16 protein-coding genes are annotated in these 17,000 nt (G+C 70.0%); 6 read left to right on the top strand and 10 right to left on the bottom strand.

Going from position 1 to position 17,000, the window contains the following annotated elements; genetic code table 11:
• Window positions 1-6 precede the first annotated feature (6 nt).
• The 3 genes from ACQEVG_RS10605 to tyrS all read left to right on the top strand — a co-directional run bounded on the left by ACQEVG_RS10605 (window position 7) and on the right by tyrS (window position 4,313).
• Complete coding sequence (locus tag ACQEVG_RS10605; protein WP_432980482.1) at window positions 7-1,530, top strand: TldD/PmbA family protein; 1,524 nt, start codon at window positions 7-9, stop codon at window positions 1,528-1,530.
• An 82-nt stretch (window positions 1,531-1,612) separates the two neighbouring features.
• Window positions 1,613-3,004 carry a metallopeptidase TldD-related protein gene (locus ACQEVG_RS10600; RefSeq protein ID WP_432980479.1) on the top strand — a complete coding sequence of 464 codons (1,392 nt, stop codon included), beginning with the start codon at window positions 1,613-1,615 and terminating at the stop codon, window positions 3,002-3,004.
• Window positions 3,005-3,047: 43 nt separating this feature from the next.
• Window positions 3,048-4,313: a tyrosine--tRNA ligase gene (tyrS, locus tag ACQEVG_RS10595; RefSeq protein WP_432980476.1), complete on the top strand. Its 1,266-nt coding sequence runs from the start codon at window positions 3,048-3,050 to the stop codon at window positions 4,311-4,313.
• A gap of 70 nt (window positions 4,314-4,383) precedes the next feature.
• Here tyrS and ACQEVG_RS10590 read toward each other — a convergent pair whose 3' ends face one another.
• Window positions 4,384-4,659 (bottom strand): GlsB/YeaQ/YmgE family stress response membrane protein, encoded by a 276-nt coding sequence (locus tag ACQEVG_RS10590; protein WP_432980473.1) that lies wholly within the window; start codon window positions 4,657-4,659, stop codon window positions 4,384-4,386.
• Window positions 4,660-4,875: 216 nt separating this feature from the next.
• On the opposite strand from ACQEVG_RS10590, the gene ACQEVG_RS10585 reads away from it, so the two are divergent.
• Window positions 4,876-5,250, top strand: coding sequence for a DUF3099 domain-containing protein (locus tag ACQEVG_RS10585; RefSeq protein ID WP_432985225.1), 375 nt, complete (start codon window positions 4,876-4,878; stop codon window positions 5,248-5,250).
• A gap of 193 nt (window positions 5,251-5,443) precedes the next feature.
• Window positions 5,444-5,680 carry a hypothetical protein gene (locus ACQEVG_RS10580; protein WP_432980470.1) on the top strand — a complete coding sequence of 79 codons (237 nt, stop codon included), beginning with the start codon at window positions 5,444-5,446 and terminating at the stop codon, window positions 5,678-5,680.
• 52 nt (window positions 5,681-5,732) lie between these two features.
• Here ACQEVG_RS10580 and moaA read toward each other — a convergent pair whose 3' ends face one another.
• The 3 genes from moaA to ACQEVG_RS10565 form a co-directional block, all read right to left on the bottom strand.
• On the bottom strand, window positions 5,733-6,722 hold the full coding sequence (moaA, locus tag ACQEVG_RS10575) for a GTP 3',8-cyclase MoaA (RefSeq protein WP_432980467.1): 990 nt from the start codon (window positions 6,720-6,722) through the stop codon (window positions 5,733-5,735).
• A gap of 185 nt (window positions 6,723-6,907) precedes the next feature.
• Complete coding sequence (locus ACQEVG_RS10570) at window positions 6,908-8,548, bottom strand: solute symporter family protein (protein WP_432980464.1); 1,641 nt, start codon at window positions 8,546-8,548, stop codon at window positions 6,908-6,910.
• On the bottom strand, window positions 8,545-8,910 hold the full coding sequence (locus ACQEVG_RS10565) for a DUF485 domain-containing protein (protein WP_360879530.1): 366 nt from the start codon (window positions 8,908-8,910) through the stop codon (window positions 8,545-8,547). The genes ACQEVG_RS10570 and ACQEVG_RS10565 overlap by 4 nt, the downstream gene beginning before the upstream one ends.
• A gap of 260 nt (window positions 8,911-9,170) precedes the next feature.
• Between ACQEVG_RS10565 and ACQEVG_RS10560 the strand changes: the two genes are divergently transcribed.
• Window positions 9,171-10,703, top strand: a complete 1,533-nt coding sequence (locus ACQEVG_RS10560; RefSeq protein ID WP_432980460.1) for a S8 family peptidase — start codon at window positions 9,171-9,173, stop codon at window positions 10,701-10,703.
• A 62-nt stretch (window positions 10,704-10,765) separates the two neighbouring features.
• Here the strand turns inward: ACQEVG_RS10560 and ACQEVG_RS10555 are convergent, their stop codons facing one another.
• The 6 genes from ACQEVG_RS10555 to ACQEVG_RS10530 all read right to left on the bottom strand — a co-directional run bounded on the left by ACQEVG_RS10555 (window position 10,766) and on the right by ACQEVG_RS10530 (window position 16,927).
• Complete coding sequence (locus ACQEVG_RS10555; RefSeq protein ID WP_432980457.1) at window positions 10,766-11,809, bottom strand: zinc-dependent alcohol dehydrogenase family protein; 1,044 nt, start codon at window positions 11,807-11,809, stop codon at window positions 10,766-10,768.
• A gap of 153 nt (window positions 11,810-11,962) precedes the next feature.
• Window positions 11,963-12,676 (bottom strand): VIT1/CCC1 transporter family protein, encoded by a 714-nt coding sequence (locus ACQEVG_RS10550; RefSeq protein WP_432980454.1) that lies wholly within the window; start codon window positions 12,674-12,676, stop codon window positions 11,963-11,965.
• A gap of 22 nt (window positions 12,677-12,698) precedes the next feature.
• Window positions 12,699-13,922, bottom strand: coding sequence for an amidohydrolase family protein (locus tag ACQEVG_RS10545; RefSeq protein WP_432980451.1), 1,224 nt, complete (start codon window positions 13,920-13,922; stop codon window positions 12,699-12,701).
• A complete protein-coding gene (locus ACQEVG_RS10540; RefSeq protein ID WP_432980448.1) occupies window positions 13,922-15,205 on the bottom strand; it encodes an amidohydrolase family protein in 1,284 nt (427 codons plus the stop codon). Before ACQEVG_RS10540 ends, ACQEVG_RS10545 begins: the two co-directional genes overlap by 1 nt.
• Before the next feature lie 10 nt (window positions 15,206-15,215).
• Window positions 15,216-16,100 (bottom strand): SDR family NAD(P)-dependent oxidoreductase, encoded by an 885-nt coding sequence (locus ACQEVG_RS10535; protein WP_432980445.1) that lies wholly within the window; start codon window positions 16,098-16,100, stop codon window positions 15,216-15,218.
• Window positions 16,100-16,927, bottom strand: coding sequence for an acetoacetate decarboxylase family protein (locus ACQEVG_RS10530; RefSeq protein ID WP_432980442.1), 828 nt, complete (start codon window positions 16,925-16,927; stop codon window positions 16,100-16,102). Before ACQEVG_RS10530 ends, ACQEVG_RS10535 begins: the two co-directional genes overlap by 1 nt.
• Between the last annotated feature and the right edge of the window lie 73 nt (window positions 16,928-17,000).

Genomic DNA, 17,000 nt, shown 5'->3' with positions numbered 1-17,000 from the left:
ACATCCGTGCCTCATTCCATCGACGAAGCCTTCACAGCGCTGCCGCTGCGGGCCCTCGCCGACGCGGCACTCGCCCGGGCGCGTGCGCTCGGCGCCGAGCACGCCGACTTCCGCTTCGAGCGCGTACGCAGCGCGGCATGGCGGCTGCGCGATGCCAAGCCCGCCGGTTCATCGGACACCACGGACCTCGGGTACGCGGTCCGGGTGGTGCACGGCGGCGCCTGGGGGTTCGCCTCCGGGGTCGACATGACCATGGACGCGGCAGCCAGGGTCGCGGGCCAGGCGGTCGCGATGGCCAAGCTCTCGGCAAAGGTGATCGCCGCGGCGGGCTCCGACGAGCGGGTGGAGCTGGCGGACGAGCCGGTGCACGCCGACCGCACCTGGATCTCCTCGTACGAGATCAATCCGTTCGAGGTGCCGGACGAGCAGAAGACCGCGCTGCTGACGGAGTGGAGCGCGCGGCTGCTGCGGGCGGAGGGGGTGGCGCACGTGGACGCGGCGCTGCTGACCGTCCAGGAGAACAAGTTCTATGCGGACACCGCGGGCACCGTCACCACGCAGCAGCGGGTGCGGCTGCATCCGTCGCTCACGGCCGTCGCCGTCGACGAGACGACGGGCGAATTCGACTCGATGCGCACGATCGCGCCGCCGGTGGGGCGCGGCTGGGAGTATCTGACCGGCACGGGCTGGGACTGGGAGTCCGAGCTGGAGCAGATCCCGCCGCTGCTGGCCGAGAAGATGCGTGCGCCGAGCGTCGAGGCCGGTCGCTACGACCTGGTGGTTGACCCGTCGAATCTCTGGCTGACCATCCATGAGTCGATCGGCCACGCCACCGAGCTGGACCGGGCGCTGGGGTACGAGGCGGCGTACGCCGGGACGTCGTTTGCGACCTTCGACAAGCTGGGCAAGCTGGCGTACGGCTCCTCGATCATGAATGTGACGGGCGACCGGACCGCCGAGCACGGTCTTGCCACGATCGGCTACGACGACGAGGGCGTCGAGGGGCAGTCGTGGGACCTGGTGAAGGACGGCACGCTGGTGGGCTACCAGCTGGACCGGCGGATCGCGAAGCTGACGGGTCTCGGCCGGTCCAACGGCTGTGCGTACGCGGACTCGCCCGGCCATGTGCCGGTGCAGCGGATGGCGAACGTATCGCTGCGGCCGGATCCCGGCGGTCTGTCGACGGAGGATCTGATCGGCGGGGTGGAGCGCGGGATCTATGTGGTCGGCGACCGGTCGTGGTCGATCGACATGCAGCGCTACAACTTTCAATTCACCGGGCAGCGCTTCTTCCGCATCGAGAACGGCAAGCTGGCGGGTCAGCTGCGGGATGTGGCGTACCAGGCGACGACGACGGACTTCTGGGGCTCGATGGACAAGGTGGGCGGCCCGCAGACGTATGTGCTGGGCGGCGCGTTCAACTGCGGCAAGGCCCAGCCGGGCCAGGTCGCGGCGGTCTCGCACGGCTGCCCGTCCGCGCTGTTCCGCGGTGTGAACATTCTGAACACCACGCAGGAGGCGGGCCGGTGACCGGTCACCAGGGATTCCACCGGGGGCCCGGCCAACGCCGCCCGGGTCAGCACAGTCTCAACACCACGCAGGAGGCCGGTCGATGAGCCGCAACAGCAAGCCGCACGAGATCGTCGAGCGGGCCCTGGAGCTGTCCACCGCCGACGGTTGCGTCGTCGTCGCCGACGAGCACTCCTCCGCCAATCTGCGCTGGGCCGGCAACGCCCTGACCACCAACGGCGTCACCCGCGGCCGCACCCTCACCGTCATCGCGACCGTCGACGGCGCCGAGGGCACCGCGTCCGGTGTCGTGTCGCGCTCCGCCGTCACCGCCGACGATCTGGAGCCGCTGGTGCGGGCCGCGGAGGCCGCCGCGCGCGGGGCCGACCCCGCCGAGGACGCCCAGCCGCTCGTCGAGGGGGTCCCCGCATCCCCCGACTTCACGGACGCGCCCGCCGAGACCTCCTCGGCCGTCTTCGCGGACTTCGCGCCCGCGCTGGGCGAGGCCTTCGCCCGTGCCCGGGCCGGTGAGCGTGAGCTGTACGGCTTCGCCAACCACGAGTTCACCTCCACCTACCTGGGTACGTCGACGGGGCTGCGGCTCCGTCATGACCAGCCCAACGGCACGCTGGAGCTCAACGCCAAGTCGCCGGACCGCTCGCGTTCCGCCTGGGCGGGCCGCGCGACGCGGGACTTCAAGGATGTCGACCCCGGCCTGCTCGACACGGAGCTCGCACAGCGGCTCGGCTGGGCGGAGCGCCGTATCGATCTGCCCGCGGGCCGGTACGAGACGCTGCTGCCGCCCACCGCGGTGGCGGATCTGCTGATCTACCAGATGTGGTCGTCGGCGGCCCGGGACGCGGCCGAGGGCCGGACGGTCTTCTCCAAGCCGGGCGGCGGCACCCGCGTCGGCGAGACACTTTCGCCGCTGCCGCTGACTATGCGCAGCGACCCGAACGAGCCGGGACTGGAGTCCGCGCCGTTCGTGATCGCGCACTCCTCCGGCGACGACGCGTCGGTCTTCGACAACGGTCTGCCGCTGTCGGCGACGGACTGGGTACGCGGCGGAAAGCTGGAGCACCTGATCACCACCCGGCACAGCGCCGGTCTGACCGGGCTGCCGGTCGCCCCCGGGATCGGAAATCTGATCCTGGACGGCGGCGGTGAGCGTTCGCTGGCCGAGATGGTCTCGGCTACCGCCCGCGGGCTGTTGCTGACCTGCCTCTGGTACATCCGCGAGGTCGACCCGGCGACGCTGCTGCTGACCGGGCTGACCCGGGACGGCGTCTACCTCGTGGAGAACGGCGAGGTGGTCGGCGAGGTGAACAACTTCCGCTTCAACGAGTCGCCCGTCGACCTGCTGTCCCATGCCACGGAGGCCGGCCGCACCGAGAAGACGCTGCCGCGCGAGTGGGGCGACTGGTTCACCCGGGCCGCGATGCCCGCGCTCCGGGTCCCGGATTTCAATATGAGTTCGGTCAGCCAGGGCGTATAACCTCGTAGACGTCCATTGGCACAGCGAAGGAGACGCGAGAGACGTGACGGACATCGTCGACGAACTGCAGTGGCGGGGGCTGATCGCCCTCTCCACTGACGAGGACGCATTGCGCAAGGCGTTCGCGGACGGTCCCGTCACGTTCTATTGCGGCTTCGACCCGACCGCGCCCAGCCTGCACCTCGGCAATCTCGTCCAGATCCTGACCATGCGCCGCATTCAGCTGGCGGGCAACCGTCCGCTGGGCCTGGTCGGTGGCGCCACCGGTCTGATCGGCGACCCGAAGCCGAACTCCGAGCGCACGCTCAACGCGCCGGAGGTCGTCGCAGGCTGGGTGGACCGGCTGCGCGGCCAGATCGAGCGGTTCCTCGACTTCGAGGGCCCGCACGCCGCGATCATGGTGAACAACCTGGACTGGACGTCGGGTCTGTCGGCGATCGACTTCCTGCGCGACATCGGGAAGTACTTCCGGGTCAACAAGATGATCGCGAAGGAGGCGGTCGCCCGGCGGCTGAACTCCGACGCCGGCATCAGCTACACCGAGTTCAGCTACCAGATCCTGCAGGGCATGGACTTCCTGGAGCTGTACCGGCGATACGGCTGTGTCCTGCAGACCGGCGGCAGCGACCAGTGGGGCAACCTCACCGCCGGCACCGACCTGATCCACCGGGTCGAGCCGGAGGCCGAGGTGCATGCGCTGGCCACCCCGCTGATCACCAAGGCCGACGGCACGAAGTTCGGCAAGACGGAGACCGGCACGGTCTGGCTGGACGCGGAGCGGACCACTCCGTACGCCTTCTACCAGTTCTGGCTGAACGCGGACGACCGGGACGTCTCCAAGTTCCTGCGGATCTTCAGCTTCAAGTCCCGCGAGGAGATCGAGGAGCTGGAGAGGCTGACCGAGGAGCGGCCGCAGGCGCGTGCCTCGCAGCGGGCGCTCGCGGAAGAGCTGACGACGCTCGTCCACGGCGCGGACCAGTGCGCGGCGGTCGTCGGCGCGTCGAAGGCGCTCTTCGGGCAGGGCGAGCTGGCCGAGCTCGACGAGCCGACGCTGCGCGCGGCACTCTCCGAGCTGCCGCACGCCAGGGTCGCCGAGCCGGCTCCGGTCGTGGACCTGTTCGCCGAGGTGGGTCTGGTGGCCAGCAAGTCGGCGGCCCGCCGCACCGTGAAGGAGGGCGGGGCCTACGTGAACAACGTCAAGGTCACGGCCGAGGACGCGGTGGTGGCCCCGGAGGATCTGCTGCACGGCCGCTGGCTCGTACTGCGCCGGGGCAAGAAGAACCTCGCCGCGGTCGAGGTCACGGGTTAGGCAGAAACAGAGCGGCGGCCGGGCGGGCATCGTGCCCGTCCGGCCGCCGTCGGCCTGCGCGCGGCCGCGCTCAGGCTCTGCCTCTGCGACGGCGTGAGGAGTTGTAGGCCATGTCCCCGAAGAGGACGAGGACGACGGCCGCGCCGAGCTGAAGGGCATGACGGCCCCAGTCGATGCCCCTGGTCTCGGCGATGCCCAGCCCCGATGCCATCCAGTTGCCGAGCAGGGCCCCACCGATGCCCAGGATGGTGGTCAGCCAGAGGGGCAGGTGCTGCTTGCCCGGGATGACCGCCTTGGCGATCAGCCCGAGTACGAATCCCACGATGATCGCCCACAACCAGCCCATGGCTGCCTCCTCGTACGGCTCTGCGTGAGCAGTTACGCCGTCAGTCTCGGCCGGTCCGCCATACAGCGCATGTCGGGCGGAGCCATACGCGCTAAGACGCAGCCCGCGCGCGCAACCCGGGCCCGACCCGCTCTCGTAGCTGTCGGAGCGGCGGCGTACCGTGGAATCCGTCAGGACCGGGGAGTGTCCGACGTGGAAATCTGGTGGTGGAACGTGATGCGGAAGCACGGCAATGCGGAGGTCTTCCGGATCACGGGAGCGCGGCAGGGCCTCGCCGACGATGTGCGCGGCCGGCAGCGCCGCTATGTGATCTCCATGTCGGTGCGGACCCTGGCGGTGATCCTCGCCGCTGTCCTGTGGAATGTGGAACGCCCTGTGGCGATCGTGGCACTGGTGCTCGGCGGAATCCTCCCGTACATCGCCGTCGTGATCGCCAACGCGGGCCGGGAGAGCGCCCCTTCGCTGCCCTCGACGTTCGTCACCGCACCGACCCCGCAGATGATCGCTCCCGCCTCCGACGCCACCACAGCGGAAGCCGAGCCGGAAGCCGACGGCAGCCGACAGGAGCGTCAGCAGCGGGAACCAAGCTGATTCCAGCGTGCCTGCGAAGCTCAGGAAAAGCTCAGATCAATCATGAAGTTCCGGTGCACCGCACCCCGCATGCCGTGACATACTTCGAAGCGCGCTCCGCATCCCCCGTCGGAGCGACGGACCGACGCCGGGCAGCTCCCCCCGTGGCTGCTCGGCGTCGCCACGTGGTGGCCTTCTCCGTACGGACGTAAGAGTGAGTGACGAGACCCCGATCTGCTCCGCGAAGGGCTGCCGCGCCGACGCGGTCTGGGTGCTCGCGTGGAACAACCCGAAGCTGCACACCCCCGAGCGCCGCAAGACATGGCTCGCCTGTGACGATCACCGCGAGCATCTCTCCAACTTCCTTGGCCTGCGCGGCTTTCTGAAGGATGTGGTGACGCTCGAGGAGTGGGAGCGGGGCCAGGGCTCCGGCTCAGCCGCGGATCACTGACGCCGATCCGCTGACGGTCAGTCGTCGATCCTGACCCTTGTCCGGCCGACGCTCAGCCGCCGATCGCCGACATCGGGCGGTCGGGCTGCAGGAACGACGGATCGTCCAGGCCCGAGCCCGCCTTCTTGCCCCACATCGCCAGCTTCCAGATGCGGGCTATCTCCTCGTCCGGAGCCTCCGAGCGCAGCGCGGCGCGCAGATCCGTCTCCTCGCGGGCGAACAGACAGGTGCGCACCTGTCCGTCGGCGGTGAGCCTGGTGCGGTCGCAGGCCGCGCAGAAGGGGCGGGTGACGGAGGCGATGACCCCGACGCGGTGCGGTCCACCGTCCACGAGCCAGCGCTCGGCCGGCGCGGAGCCGCGCTCCCCCTCGCCCTCGGCGGTGAGCGTGAAGCGTGTACGCAGCGAAGCCAGGATGTCGCCTGCGGTGATCATGCCGTCGCGCTTCCAGCCGTGCTGCGCGTCGAGCGGCATCTGCTCGATGAAACGCAGCTCGTAGTCGTTGGCCACGGCCCAGGCAAGCAGCTCGGGGGCCTCGTCGTCATTGAGGCCGGGCATCAGGACCGTATTGACCTTGACCGGGGTGAGGCCCGCGGCGCCGGCGGCCTCCAGGCCGTCCAGCACATCGCGGTGGCGGTCGCGGCGGGTGAGGGCCTTGAAGACGTCGGGCCGCAGGGTGTCCAGCGAGACATTGACCCGGTCCAGGCCGGCGGCCTGCAGGGCACTCGCCGTGCGCTTCAGCCCGATGCCGTTGGTGGTCAGGGACATCTGGGGGCGGGGTTCCAGCGCGGCGCAGCGCTCGACGATCCCGACCAGGCCGGGGCGGAGCAGCGGTTCTCCGCCGGTGAAGCGGACCTCGGTGATGCCGAGGTCGGTGACGGCTATGCGGATCAGCCGGACGATTTCGTCGTCACTGAGCAGATCGGGCTTGGCGAGCCACTGCAGGCCTTCCTCGGGCATGCAGTACGTGCAGCGCAGATTGCACCGGTCGGTCAGTGAAACCCGCAGGTCAGTGGCCACACGGCCATAGGTGTCGATGAGCACGGTGGGCCCCCTCCCCGGTTCAACGGATCTTATTGCCTCCGAGCCTACGCCAGAGGTCCGACAACGAAGGAGGCCGATTGTCACGAGGAGCGGCACGGCCGCGTCGTAGAACCCTACGACGCGGCCGTGCCAGGCACGCCTGCGATGCCCGATCAGTGGGCGATCGGTGGGCGGTCAGTGGGCGGTCAGTGCGCTCCGATCCCGGTGAGGGACTTGACCTCGAGCTCCGCGTACTTGCCCTTGTCCGGCTCCTCCTTGGACAGCAGGGTGCCGAGCCAGCCGAGCAGGAAGCCCAGCGGGATCGAGACGATGCCCGGGTTCTCCAGCGGGAACCAGTAGAAGTCCGCCTCCTTGAACATCGAGGTGGGCTTGCCGGAGACGACCGGTGAGAAGAGCACCAGCACCACGGCCGAGGTCAGACCGCCGTAGATCGACCACAGGGCGCCCTGCGTGGTGAACCTCTTCCAGAACAGGCTGTAGAGGATCGTCGGCAGGTTCGCCGATGCGGCGACCGCGAAGGCGAGAGCGACCAGGCCGGCGACGTTCAGGTCGCGGGCGAGCGCGCCGAGCCCGATGGAGACGACGCCGATGGCGACGGTCGCCCAGCGGGCCGCGCGGACCTCTTCCTTCTCGGTGGCCTTGCCCTTGCGGATGACGTTCGCATAGATGTCGTGGGCGAAGGAGGACGAGGAGGCCAGGGTCAGGCCCGCGACCACCGCGAGGATGGTGGCGAAGGCGACCGCGGAGATCACCGCCAGCAGAATGGATCCGCCGGTGGATCCCGAGCCGCCGCCGATCTCCAGCGCCGCCAGTGGCGCGGCCGTATTGCCCGCCTTGTTGGAAGCGATGATGTCGCCGGGCTTGAGCAGGGCCGCGGCTCCGAAGCCGAGCACGATCGTCATCAGGTAGAAGGCGCCGATGATGCCGATCGCCCAGTTCACCGACTTACGGGCGGCCTTCGCGGTGGGCACGGTGTAGAAGCGGATCAGGATGTGCGGCAGGCCAGCGGTGCCGAGCACCAGCGCGATGCCGAGCGAGATGAAGTCCAGCTTCGATGTGCCGGTCTTGCCGTACTTGAGTCCCGGCTCCAGGAAGGACGCGCCCTTGCCGCTGTTCTCGGCCGCCTTGCCGAGCAGGTCGGAGAGGTTGAAGTTGAACTTCAGCAGGATCAGGAAGGTGATCAGCACGGTGCCCGCGATGAGCAGGACCGCTTTGACCATCTGCACCCACGTGGTGCCCTTCATCCCGCCGATGGTCACGTACACGATCATCAGTACCCCGACCAGGGCGACGATCGCGACCTTGCCCGCATCGCTGGTGATCCCGAGCAGCAGCGAGACCAGCACGCCCGCGCCCGCCATCTGCGCCAGCAGATAGAAGATCGAGACGACGATGGTGGAGGTGCCCGCGGCGGTGCGGACCGGGCGCTGGCGCATGCGGTACGCGAGGACGTCGCCCATCGTGTAGCGGCCGGAATTGCGCAGCGGCTCGGCGACCAGCAGCAGCGCGACCAGCCAGGCGACCAGGAAGCCGATGGAGTAGAGGAAGCCGTCGTAGCCGAAGAGGGCGATGGCGCCCGCGATACCGAGGAAGGACGCGGCGGACATGTAGTCGCCGGAGACCGCGAGCCCGTTCTGGAAGCCGGTGAACTGGCGGCCGCCCGCGTAGAAGTCGGCGGCGTTCTTGGTCTGACGGCCGGCCCAGACGGTGATGAAGAGGGTGGCGACGACGAAGCACGCGAAGAGCGTGATGATCAGCGGCCGGTGCTCGCTCGCCCCGTCGGCGGCCAGCTGGACGGTGGGATACGCGGCGTGCGCGGCGCTCATGCGTCGTCCTCCATGCGGGACTTGATCGCCTCGGCCTTCGGGTCGAGTTTCGCGGCTGCATGACGCGAGTAGAGCCAGGCGATGAGGAAGGTGGTGGCGAACTGGGCGAGTCCGAAGACGAGGGCGACGTTGATGTTGCCGAAGAGCTTTGTGCCCATGAAGCCGCCGGCGTAGTTGGACAGCAGGACGTAGAGCAGGTACCAGGCGATGAACGCGACGGTCAGCGGGAAGGCGAAGGAGCGGTATGTGCGGCGCAGTTCGCCGAATTCCGCACTCTCCTGCACGTCGACGAACTGCTCTGTCGTGGGCTGAGCTGGGCTGGTGTCCGTACCGCCAGGCGGCGACGGTGCATCGGTAGCCACGGAATCTCCTCGCGACGCGGGTGCGGTGGGGATGGACAAGGGGGTCTCACCGGGGGAGTGGTTTTGATGTTGCTCCACCCCCTGACAACGGCACGGAGAGCACATCGGACCGGTTCAACATCGGCCATTTTCTTCCCGACTTTCTTCGGGTTTCTTCTCGAACTGATTGATGGACGGCCATGATCGGCGATAGCTTCGCTGGTCATGTACCCGCCCATTTCATAGGGGTCTGGGCGGGACACGGATGATGTGGAGAACCCATGGCTCATCTGGGATCCAGACGGCGCCGCGCACTCGCGCTCCCCGCCGGTCTGGCGCTCACGGCCTCGCTCGGCTTCCTTCCCGCGGGAGCCGCCTCGGCAGCCCCGGCGGACGAAGTACCCGCCGCGGTGGCGACCGACGGTCCGAAGCTGTCGTACGTGGTGAACGTCAAGGGCGGTCACGGCGCCGCCAAGTCGGTGAAGAAGGCGATAGCCAAGGCCGGCGGTTCGGTGGTGATCGCGTATGACCAGATAGGCGTCATCGTCGTCCACTCGCAGAACCCCGACTTCGCCAAGACGATCCGTCAGGTCAGGGGCGTCCAGTCGGTCGGTGCGACGCGCACCGCGCCGATCGCTCCGGCGGCCGACACGGCGATCGACTCCGAGCGCCCGCTGACCGCCCAGGAGGCGAAGGCCGCCGCGGCGCTGGCGACCGACGGGCAGGACCCGCTCGAGCCGCTTCAGTGGGACCTGCCGGCCATCAAGGCGGACAAGGCTCACGAGAAGACGCTGGGCAGCAGGAAGGTCACGGTCGCGGTCATCGACACGGGTGTTGACGACACCCACCCCGACCTCGCGCCCAACTTCGACGCCAAGGCGTCGGCCAACTGTGTGACCGGCAAGCCGGACACCACTCCCGGCTCCTGGCGGCCGGCCGCCAACGAGAGCGACCACGGCACGCATGTCGCGGGCACGATCGCCGCGGCCAAGAACGGCGTCGGCGTCACAGGTGTCGCCCCGGGCGTCAAGGTCTCCGGCATAAAGGTCGCGACCACGGACGGCTTCTTCTACACCGAGGCGGTCGTCTGCGGCTTCGTCTGGGCCGCCGAGCACGGCGTCGATGTGACCAACAACAGCTACTACACCGACCCGTGGCTGTTCAACTGCAAGAACGACCTCGATCAGGGGGCTCTGGTCGAGGCACACCGCCGGGCCATCGGGTACGCGGAGCGCAAGGGCGTGGTGAACGTCGCCGCGGCCGGCAACTCCAGGATGGACCTCGCCGCCGACGAACTCCCCGACGTGACCAGCCCGAACGACACCACCCCCGTCGAGCGGGTCATCAACCCCCGTGAGTGCCTGGACATTCCCACCCAGATTCCCGGGGTCGTCACCGTCTCCGCGCTGGGTGCGAAGAACCTGAAGTCCTCGTACTCCAACTACGGTCTCGGCGTCATCGACATCTCCGCCCCGGGCGGTGACTCGACCCTCTTCCAGCGGCCGGACGCGCCGGCCGTCGACGGCCGGATCCTGTCCACGCTGCCGGGCGGCACGTACGGCTACAAGGCCGGCACGTCGATGGCCTCGCCCCATGTCGCGGGCGTCGTCGCGCTGATCAAGTCGAAGCACCCGCACGCCTCGGCGGCGCAGGTGAAGGCGCTGCTGTACGCGCAGGCGGACGACACGGCCTGCACGAACCCGTACGACATCGACGGCGACGGCAAGGTCGACGCGGTGTGCGAGGGCGGCAAGGGCAAGAACGCCTTCTACGGGACGGGTGTCGCGGACGCGCTGGACGCGGTTCGCCGGTAACACCTGCTGGAACCGCGCAGTTCGGGCCGGACGCGGCGTCTCGCGTCCGGCCCTCTGCCGTTCTACGGCTTGATCAGGACCTTGAGCGCCGTGCGCTCGTCCATCGCCCGGTAGCCCGCGGGGACACCGTCGAGGCCGACCGACAGGTCGAAGACGGGCGACGGGTCGATCGTGCCGTCCAGGACGTCGGGCAGCAGCTCGGGTATGTATGCGCGCACGGGCGCGACGCCACCGCGCAGAGCGATGTTGCGGTCGAACATGACGGAGAGGTCCAGGCCGGTGCCGCTGCCGTGCGGCACTCCGACATAGCCGATCGCGCCGCCGTCGCGGGTGATCCCGACGGCCGTACGCATCGACTGCTCGGTGCCGACGGCCTCGATCACGGCGTGCGCGCCCTGACCGCCGGTGAGCTCGCGGACGGCCGCGACGGCCGCGTCGCCGCGCTCGGCGACGACATCGGTGGCGCCGAAGGTCTTGGCGATGTCCGTACGCGCCTGGTGGCGGCCGAGCGCGATGATCCGCTCGGCACCGAGCCGCTTCGCGGCCAGCACACCGCACAGCCCGACCGCGCCGTCACCGACGACCGCGACGGTGGAGCCCATGGTGACGCCCGCGCCGATCGCCGCGTGGTGCCCGGTGCCCATGACGTCGGAGAGCGCGAGCAGCGCGGTCAGCAGTCGGTCGTCGGACGCGGCTTCGGCCGGGAGCCTGACGAGGGTGCCGTCGGCGAAGGGCACGCGTACGGCCTCGCCCTGGCCGCCGTCGTAGCCGACCGAGCCCCAGAAGCCGCCTTGGGGGCAGGACGTCTGCAGGCCCTCCGAGCAGTAGTCGCAGGTCCCGTCGGACCAGACGAACGGCGCGACGACCAGGTCGCCGGGCTCGAAGCCGGTGACCTCGGAGCCCGCCTCCTCGACCACGCCGAGGAACTCATGGCCGATGCGCTGGCCCGGCTGCCGGGCCGACTCGCCGCGGTACGCCCACAGGTCGCTGCCGCAGATGCAGGCGCGCAGGACGCGCAGCACCACATCGCTGGGCTGCTGGATCGCCGGGTCGGGCACCTCCTCCACGCGGATGTCGTGCGGAGCGTGGATGACGGTGGCGCGCATGCTGCGGGTCCTTGCTGATCAGACGGATGTGCAGCCCTCCACGGTACGCCTGTGGGGCAGCGGTCGGCACTCCGGTGGCCGGCAGCGGCCGGGCCGCCCGGCAGGTGAGCATGATCCAGAAGTCGGGCACGGGTCGCCCCGCGGGCCGAGCGCTCAGACGCCCGCCGCGCCGAGCAGCGACCCCGCTCCGTAGGTCACCGCCATCGCCAGCGCTCCCCCGCCCACGTTCCGCAGCACCGCGGGCCTCAGCGCCGCGGCGCCCAGGCGGGCGCTCCACCAGCCGGTCAGGGCCAGCGCCGCGAGCACCGACAGGACCGTGACCAGCAGGCGCAGGGACGAGGGCGGCAGGACGATCGCCAGCAGTGGCAGCAGCGCGCCCACCGTGAAGGCCAGGAAGCTCGCGCCCGCCGCGTGCCACGGGTTGGCCAGCTCGTCGGGGTCGATGCCGAGCTCCACGCGCGCGTGGGCACGCAGTGCGTCCCGTTCGGTGAGCTGCTCCGCCGCCTCGCGGGCCACTTCCTGCGACAGGCCGCGGGCCACCAGCAGCCCGGTCAGTTCCTCCAGTTCCTCCTCGGGCTGCTCGCGCAGCTCACGCCGCTCCAGCGCCAGGGCCGCCTTCTCGGAGTCGCGCTGGGTGGAGACGGATACGTACTCACCGGCCGCCATGGACAGGGACCCGGCCAGCAGTCCGGCGAGACCGGCCGTGAGCAGGGTGGCGCGCGAGTCGGTGGCGCCGGCGACGCCGACGACGAGGCCCGCGGTGGAGACGATGCCGTCGTTTGCGCCGAGGACCGCGGCCCGGAGCCAGTTGAGGCGCGTGCCGAGGGCCCCGTCGTGGGCCTCGTCGTGGGTCGATGGCTCAGTCATCCCGGGAGGGTAACTCCCCTTGTCACCAGACGCGCACCGACCCGCCTTCGGCGAACGCCGGGCTCGTCGCCTCCGGTGGGATGTCCGTCAGCGGCTCGGCGATCTCCTCGACCGCCGGCCCGACCCTCGCCGCGATCGGATCGAGGAGGCCGAGGTCGAAACCGTAGACGCGGGCGGCGTTGCCGCCGGTCATCGCCGCGATCTCGTGCCTCGGCAGGCCAGCGTAGGCGATGCGGAGGCCTTCGCGGGAGTACGGCGTGGTGCCTTCGTCGTGCGGATAGTCGCTGCCCCACATGATCTTGTCGAGGCCGATCCGGTCGCGCAGCGGCACCTCGTGCGGGCGCATGAAGCTCGCGCCGACGAAGCAGTTGTCGCGCCAGACCTCACTGGGGCCGCTGCCCATCGAAGCGGCAAGCCCCGCACCGAACTTGGACTCCGCGGTGGCGGCCTTGGTCGCGGCGGCCACCAGCCGGGCGTGGTAGTAGTCCAGCATGTCGAGCACGCCCGGAATCCAGCCCGAGCCCTGTTCGGTGAGGACCAGCTTCAGGCCCGGGTGGCGGCGGAAGACCCCGCCGAAGATCAGATGCCACAGGGCCCGGTGCGAGAACCATGTCGTCTCGACCATGAACACCGCGCGGGCCGCCGGTTCCTCGCCGAGCGGCGGGGACGCCGAGCCGCCGTGGTGGTTGACGGGTACGCCGAGTTCGTCACAGACCGCCCAGATCGGGTCGTACGTCTGCGAGTACAGCTCGGGAAGGCCGGAGCCCGGTGGCGTACCGGGCAGCAGGATGCCGCCCGTCAGACCCGCCGACGCCGCCTTGCGGATCTCGCGGACCGCCTCGTCGACGTCGTTGAGCAGAATCTGCGCCACGCCCGCCCGGCGCCCCGGTGCGGCGGCGCAGAAGTCGGCGAGCCAGCGGTTGTGGGCGCGCAGGCCGGCCCAGCGCTGCTCGTACTCCTCCTTCGACGGCGCAGGGGCCATGAGTGAGGCGCTGGGGAAGAACGGCGGGATGGTGTTGGGGAAGACGACTTCGGCGACGATTCCGTCGGCCTCCAGCTCGGCCACGCGCCGGTCGGAGTTCCAGTTGCGGTCCGCCGTGTCGGCGAGGAGATCCTCGTACGGATTGACGTACGTGGCCGCCCAGGCGTCGAAGTCGTCGTGGTACCTCTTCTCCAAGTACGGCTTGTAGTCGAGGAGATCGGCCCCGGCGTGGCAGTCGGCGGAGATGACGGTGTAGCGGTCCATCAGCTCACTCCCAGCGCCGGGAAGTCGTGGTCCGTCAGCCAGTGCCGCCCCACCTCTCGCGACCTCGCCCAGGACGCCTCGACGGCCGACTGGTCCGCCAACTGGCCGAGTTCGGCCAGTGTCGGTCCGATGCGGCGGGCGGTCGGGGCCAGCTTCCGGGTGTCGAAGCCGAAGACCTCGGCCGCCGCCAGGCCCAGCATGCGCCGGGTCTCGGCGACCGGGATGTCGTGGAAGGTCTTCGCCAGCCACGCGCGCGTGTCGGGCCAGGTGCCCTCGGGATGCGGGAAGTCGCTGCCCCAGAGGATGTTGTCGACCCCGATCTCGTACCGCTGGGCGAGTTCGCGCCGCTTGGTGTTGGTGGCGCAGATGAAGATCTGGCGGTCCAGATACTCGCTCGGCGGCCGCTTCAGCTCGGCGAACGGCGAGAGCTTCTTGCCGCCGTGCGCGCCGAGATAGAGCCGGTCCATGAACCAGAGCAGATTCGGCAGCCACCAGCATCCGGACTCGGCGACGCCGAACCTCAGCCCGGGATGCCGCTCGAAGACACCGGACCAGAGCAGGAACCACAGCGGGCGGGCCGGCCACCAGGTGACCTCGGAGACATAGATCCCCAGGTGGTCGCCGTACTCATGGCGCGGGGCCGCACCGGAGTGGGTGACCATGGGCATGCCGGTCTCGGCGGCCGCGGCCCAGATCGGGTCGTAACGCCGGTCGTGATAGGGCGCCTTGTCCACCCACATCGAGGGGATCATCAGCGCTCCGAGCCCGGACTCCTTGGCCCGGTGGATCTCGGCGACGACCCGCTCGACGTCGCCCGTGACGGGCAGCAGGGCCACCCCGCAGTGCCGTTCGGGGTTGGCGGAGACGAACTCGGCGAGCCAGCGGTTGTGCGCCTGCGCGCCCGCCATGCCGAGGTCGGGGTCCTGGTCGCCGGAGAGCCCGAGGCCCACGCCGAAGGGGGCGGCCGTCCGGCTGTCGACGGCGTCCGCGTCCGGGAAGACGACCTCGGCCACCACGCCGTCGCCGTCGAGCTCCTTGAGCCGCTGGGCAGGGTCCCAACCGCCCTTCAGCCCCTCTTCGTTGTCGCTGAACCACTTGCTCGCGAAAGCCTCGTTGCGCACGCCGAGCCGGGTCATCTCCTCGCGGCGGCGGTCCCGCCCGGCCAGGAATTCGTCGAAGTCCCGGTGGAACCGGGCGTCCAGATAGGGCCGGTACTGCTCGGTCGGCAGCCCGGCGTGGCAGTCGGAGGAGATGATCAGGTACGGGTCGTTCGGGTCGGTCATCGCACGCCCCTCAGTCCAGGATGAAGCTCTCGAGATACGACGGGTTGGCGCGGTCGAGCATCGACCGCGACCGCGCGCGGATCTGCCGGTCGCTGTGCTCGCTCGCCGGCAGCAGCCAGAAGCGGCCGGCGCGGATCCCGTCCACGACGAACGCGGCGACCTCCTCGACCGGTGTGAACGCCACCTCGTGCCCGGCGTCCTTCATCGCCGCCTCCCACTGGTCGAGGCTGCGGTAGGGAGTTCTGCGCGGCCGCTCCTTGGCGTACCGCTCCGGCCTGTTGCGGTGCGACTCCCACAGCCCGGTGCGCAGCATGTGCGGCCCGGGGAAGAGGACGGACGCGCCCACGCGCGCGTGTTCCGCCTTCAGATGCGCGTACAGCGACTCGGTCATCGTCACGACGGCGGCTTTGGTGACGGCGTACACCGAAGCGGTGGGCAGCGGCGCGATCCCGCCGTCGCCCGACGAGGTGTTGACGACATGGCCGGGCTCGCCGCTCGCGATCATGCGCGGCACGAAGGCCTGGACGCCGTGGAAGACCCCCCAGACATTGACCGCGAAGGCCCACTTCCAGTCGTTGGGCTCGTGTTCCCACATCCGGCCCTCGGCGCCGGAGCCGACCCCCGCGTTGTTGCACAGCACATGGACGGCGCCGAAGGTCTCGTACGCGGCGTCCGCGAGCTGCGACACGGAGTCGCGGTCGCCGACGTCGACGGTCTGCGCGAGCACCCGGGCGCCGTCCTGGGCGAGCCGGTCCGCCGCCTTGTGCAGTGCCGCCTCCTCGACGTCCGCGAGGACGACTTTCAGCCCCTCGGCCGCGAACCGCCGTGCCATGGCGAGCCCGATGCCGCTCGCCGCGCCCGTGACGACGGCCACCTGTCCCTGGCTCAGCCGCATCACTGGCTCCCCGTCGGCGGTCCGTCGAGGATCTGCTGCGGGTCGTCGTAACGCTGGTGGATGTACGGCAGCAGCGCCTGCGCGCTCACCCGCTCGACCGCCTTCCCCCGCTGGTCGGTGGTTTTCTCGCCGATGGTGAGCTCGACGAGACGGCGTACGGGAAGGTCGGCGACGGGGTCGTACGCCGACTCGCGCAGCACCACGTCGCCGCTGAGCTTGTTCAGTCTGCGGAACTTCTCGTTGCGGATGCAGTGGACGAGTACGGGGTCGGCGTCGAAGCCCCGACCGTCCACCGCGGGCAGGAACTTGAAGTAGAAGTCGAGCTTCTCGGCCGGTTCGGGCAGCGGCAGCGGTCCCTGCACCGCGCCGCGCACCTCGACGAAGGCGATGCCGTGCCGGGCCAGCACGGCCCGTACCAGCAGACCGTCACGTTCGACGGCGACCTCGCCCAGCTTCTTCGGCTCGCCGAAGACCTCGCGTCCGCCGATCAGCGCGCGCTCATGGGTCATCGGCATGACGAGCGGGTACCAGCCCTCGCGCCCGTCGTGCAGCGCCGCGACCGCCACCGAGCCCGCGCCTGGGGGTACCTCCCGCGCCGAAGGCTGCGGGGGAGGGTAGCCGGGCAGATCGACCTTGCTGATGTTGGCCCGGACCAGGGGCCGCTCGGAGGGCTTGAGGGGTGGCGGGAGTACGGCCGCCACCGCGTCCGGGTCGCTCTCCCACACCGCCGCGACGCCCGTGGACCAGATGTCGGGGAGCCGGGAGCCGGACGCGCGAGCCGCGGCGATCTCCGCCTCGCTGCGCGCGCCGTACCGTACACGTGCCATGACGTACCACCCTTCGCTTCATCGTCGGGGGTCGGTTCTGTAACACAGTTACACCGGCGGCGATGAGGGGTAA

The sequence above is a fragment of the Streptomyces sp. CA-135486 genome (assembly GCF_050936555.1).
Lineage (GTDB): Bacteria > Actinomycetota > Actinomycetes > Streptomycetales > Streptomycetaceae > Streptomyces.
This window is presented reverse-complemented; position numbering and strand designations above follow the sequence as displayed.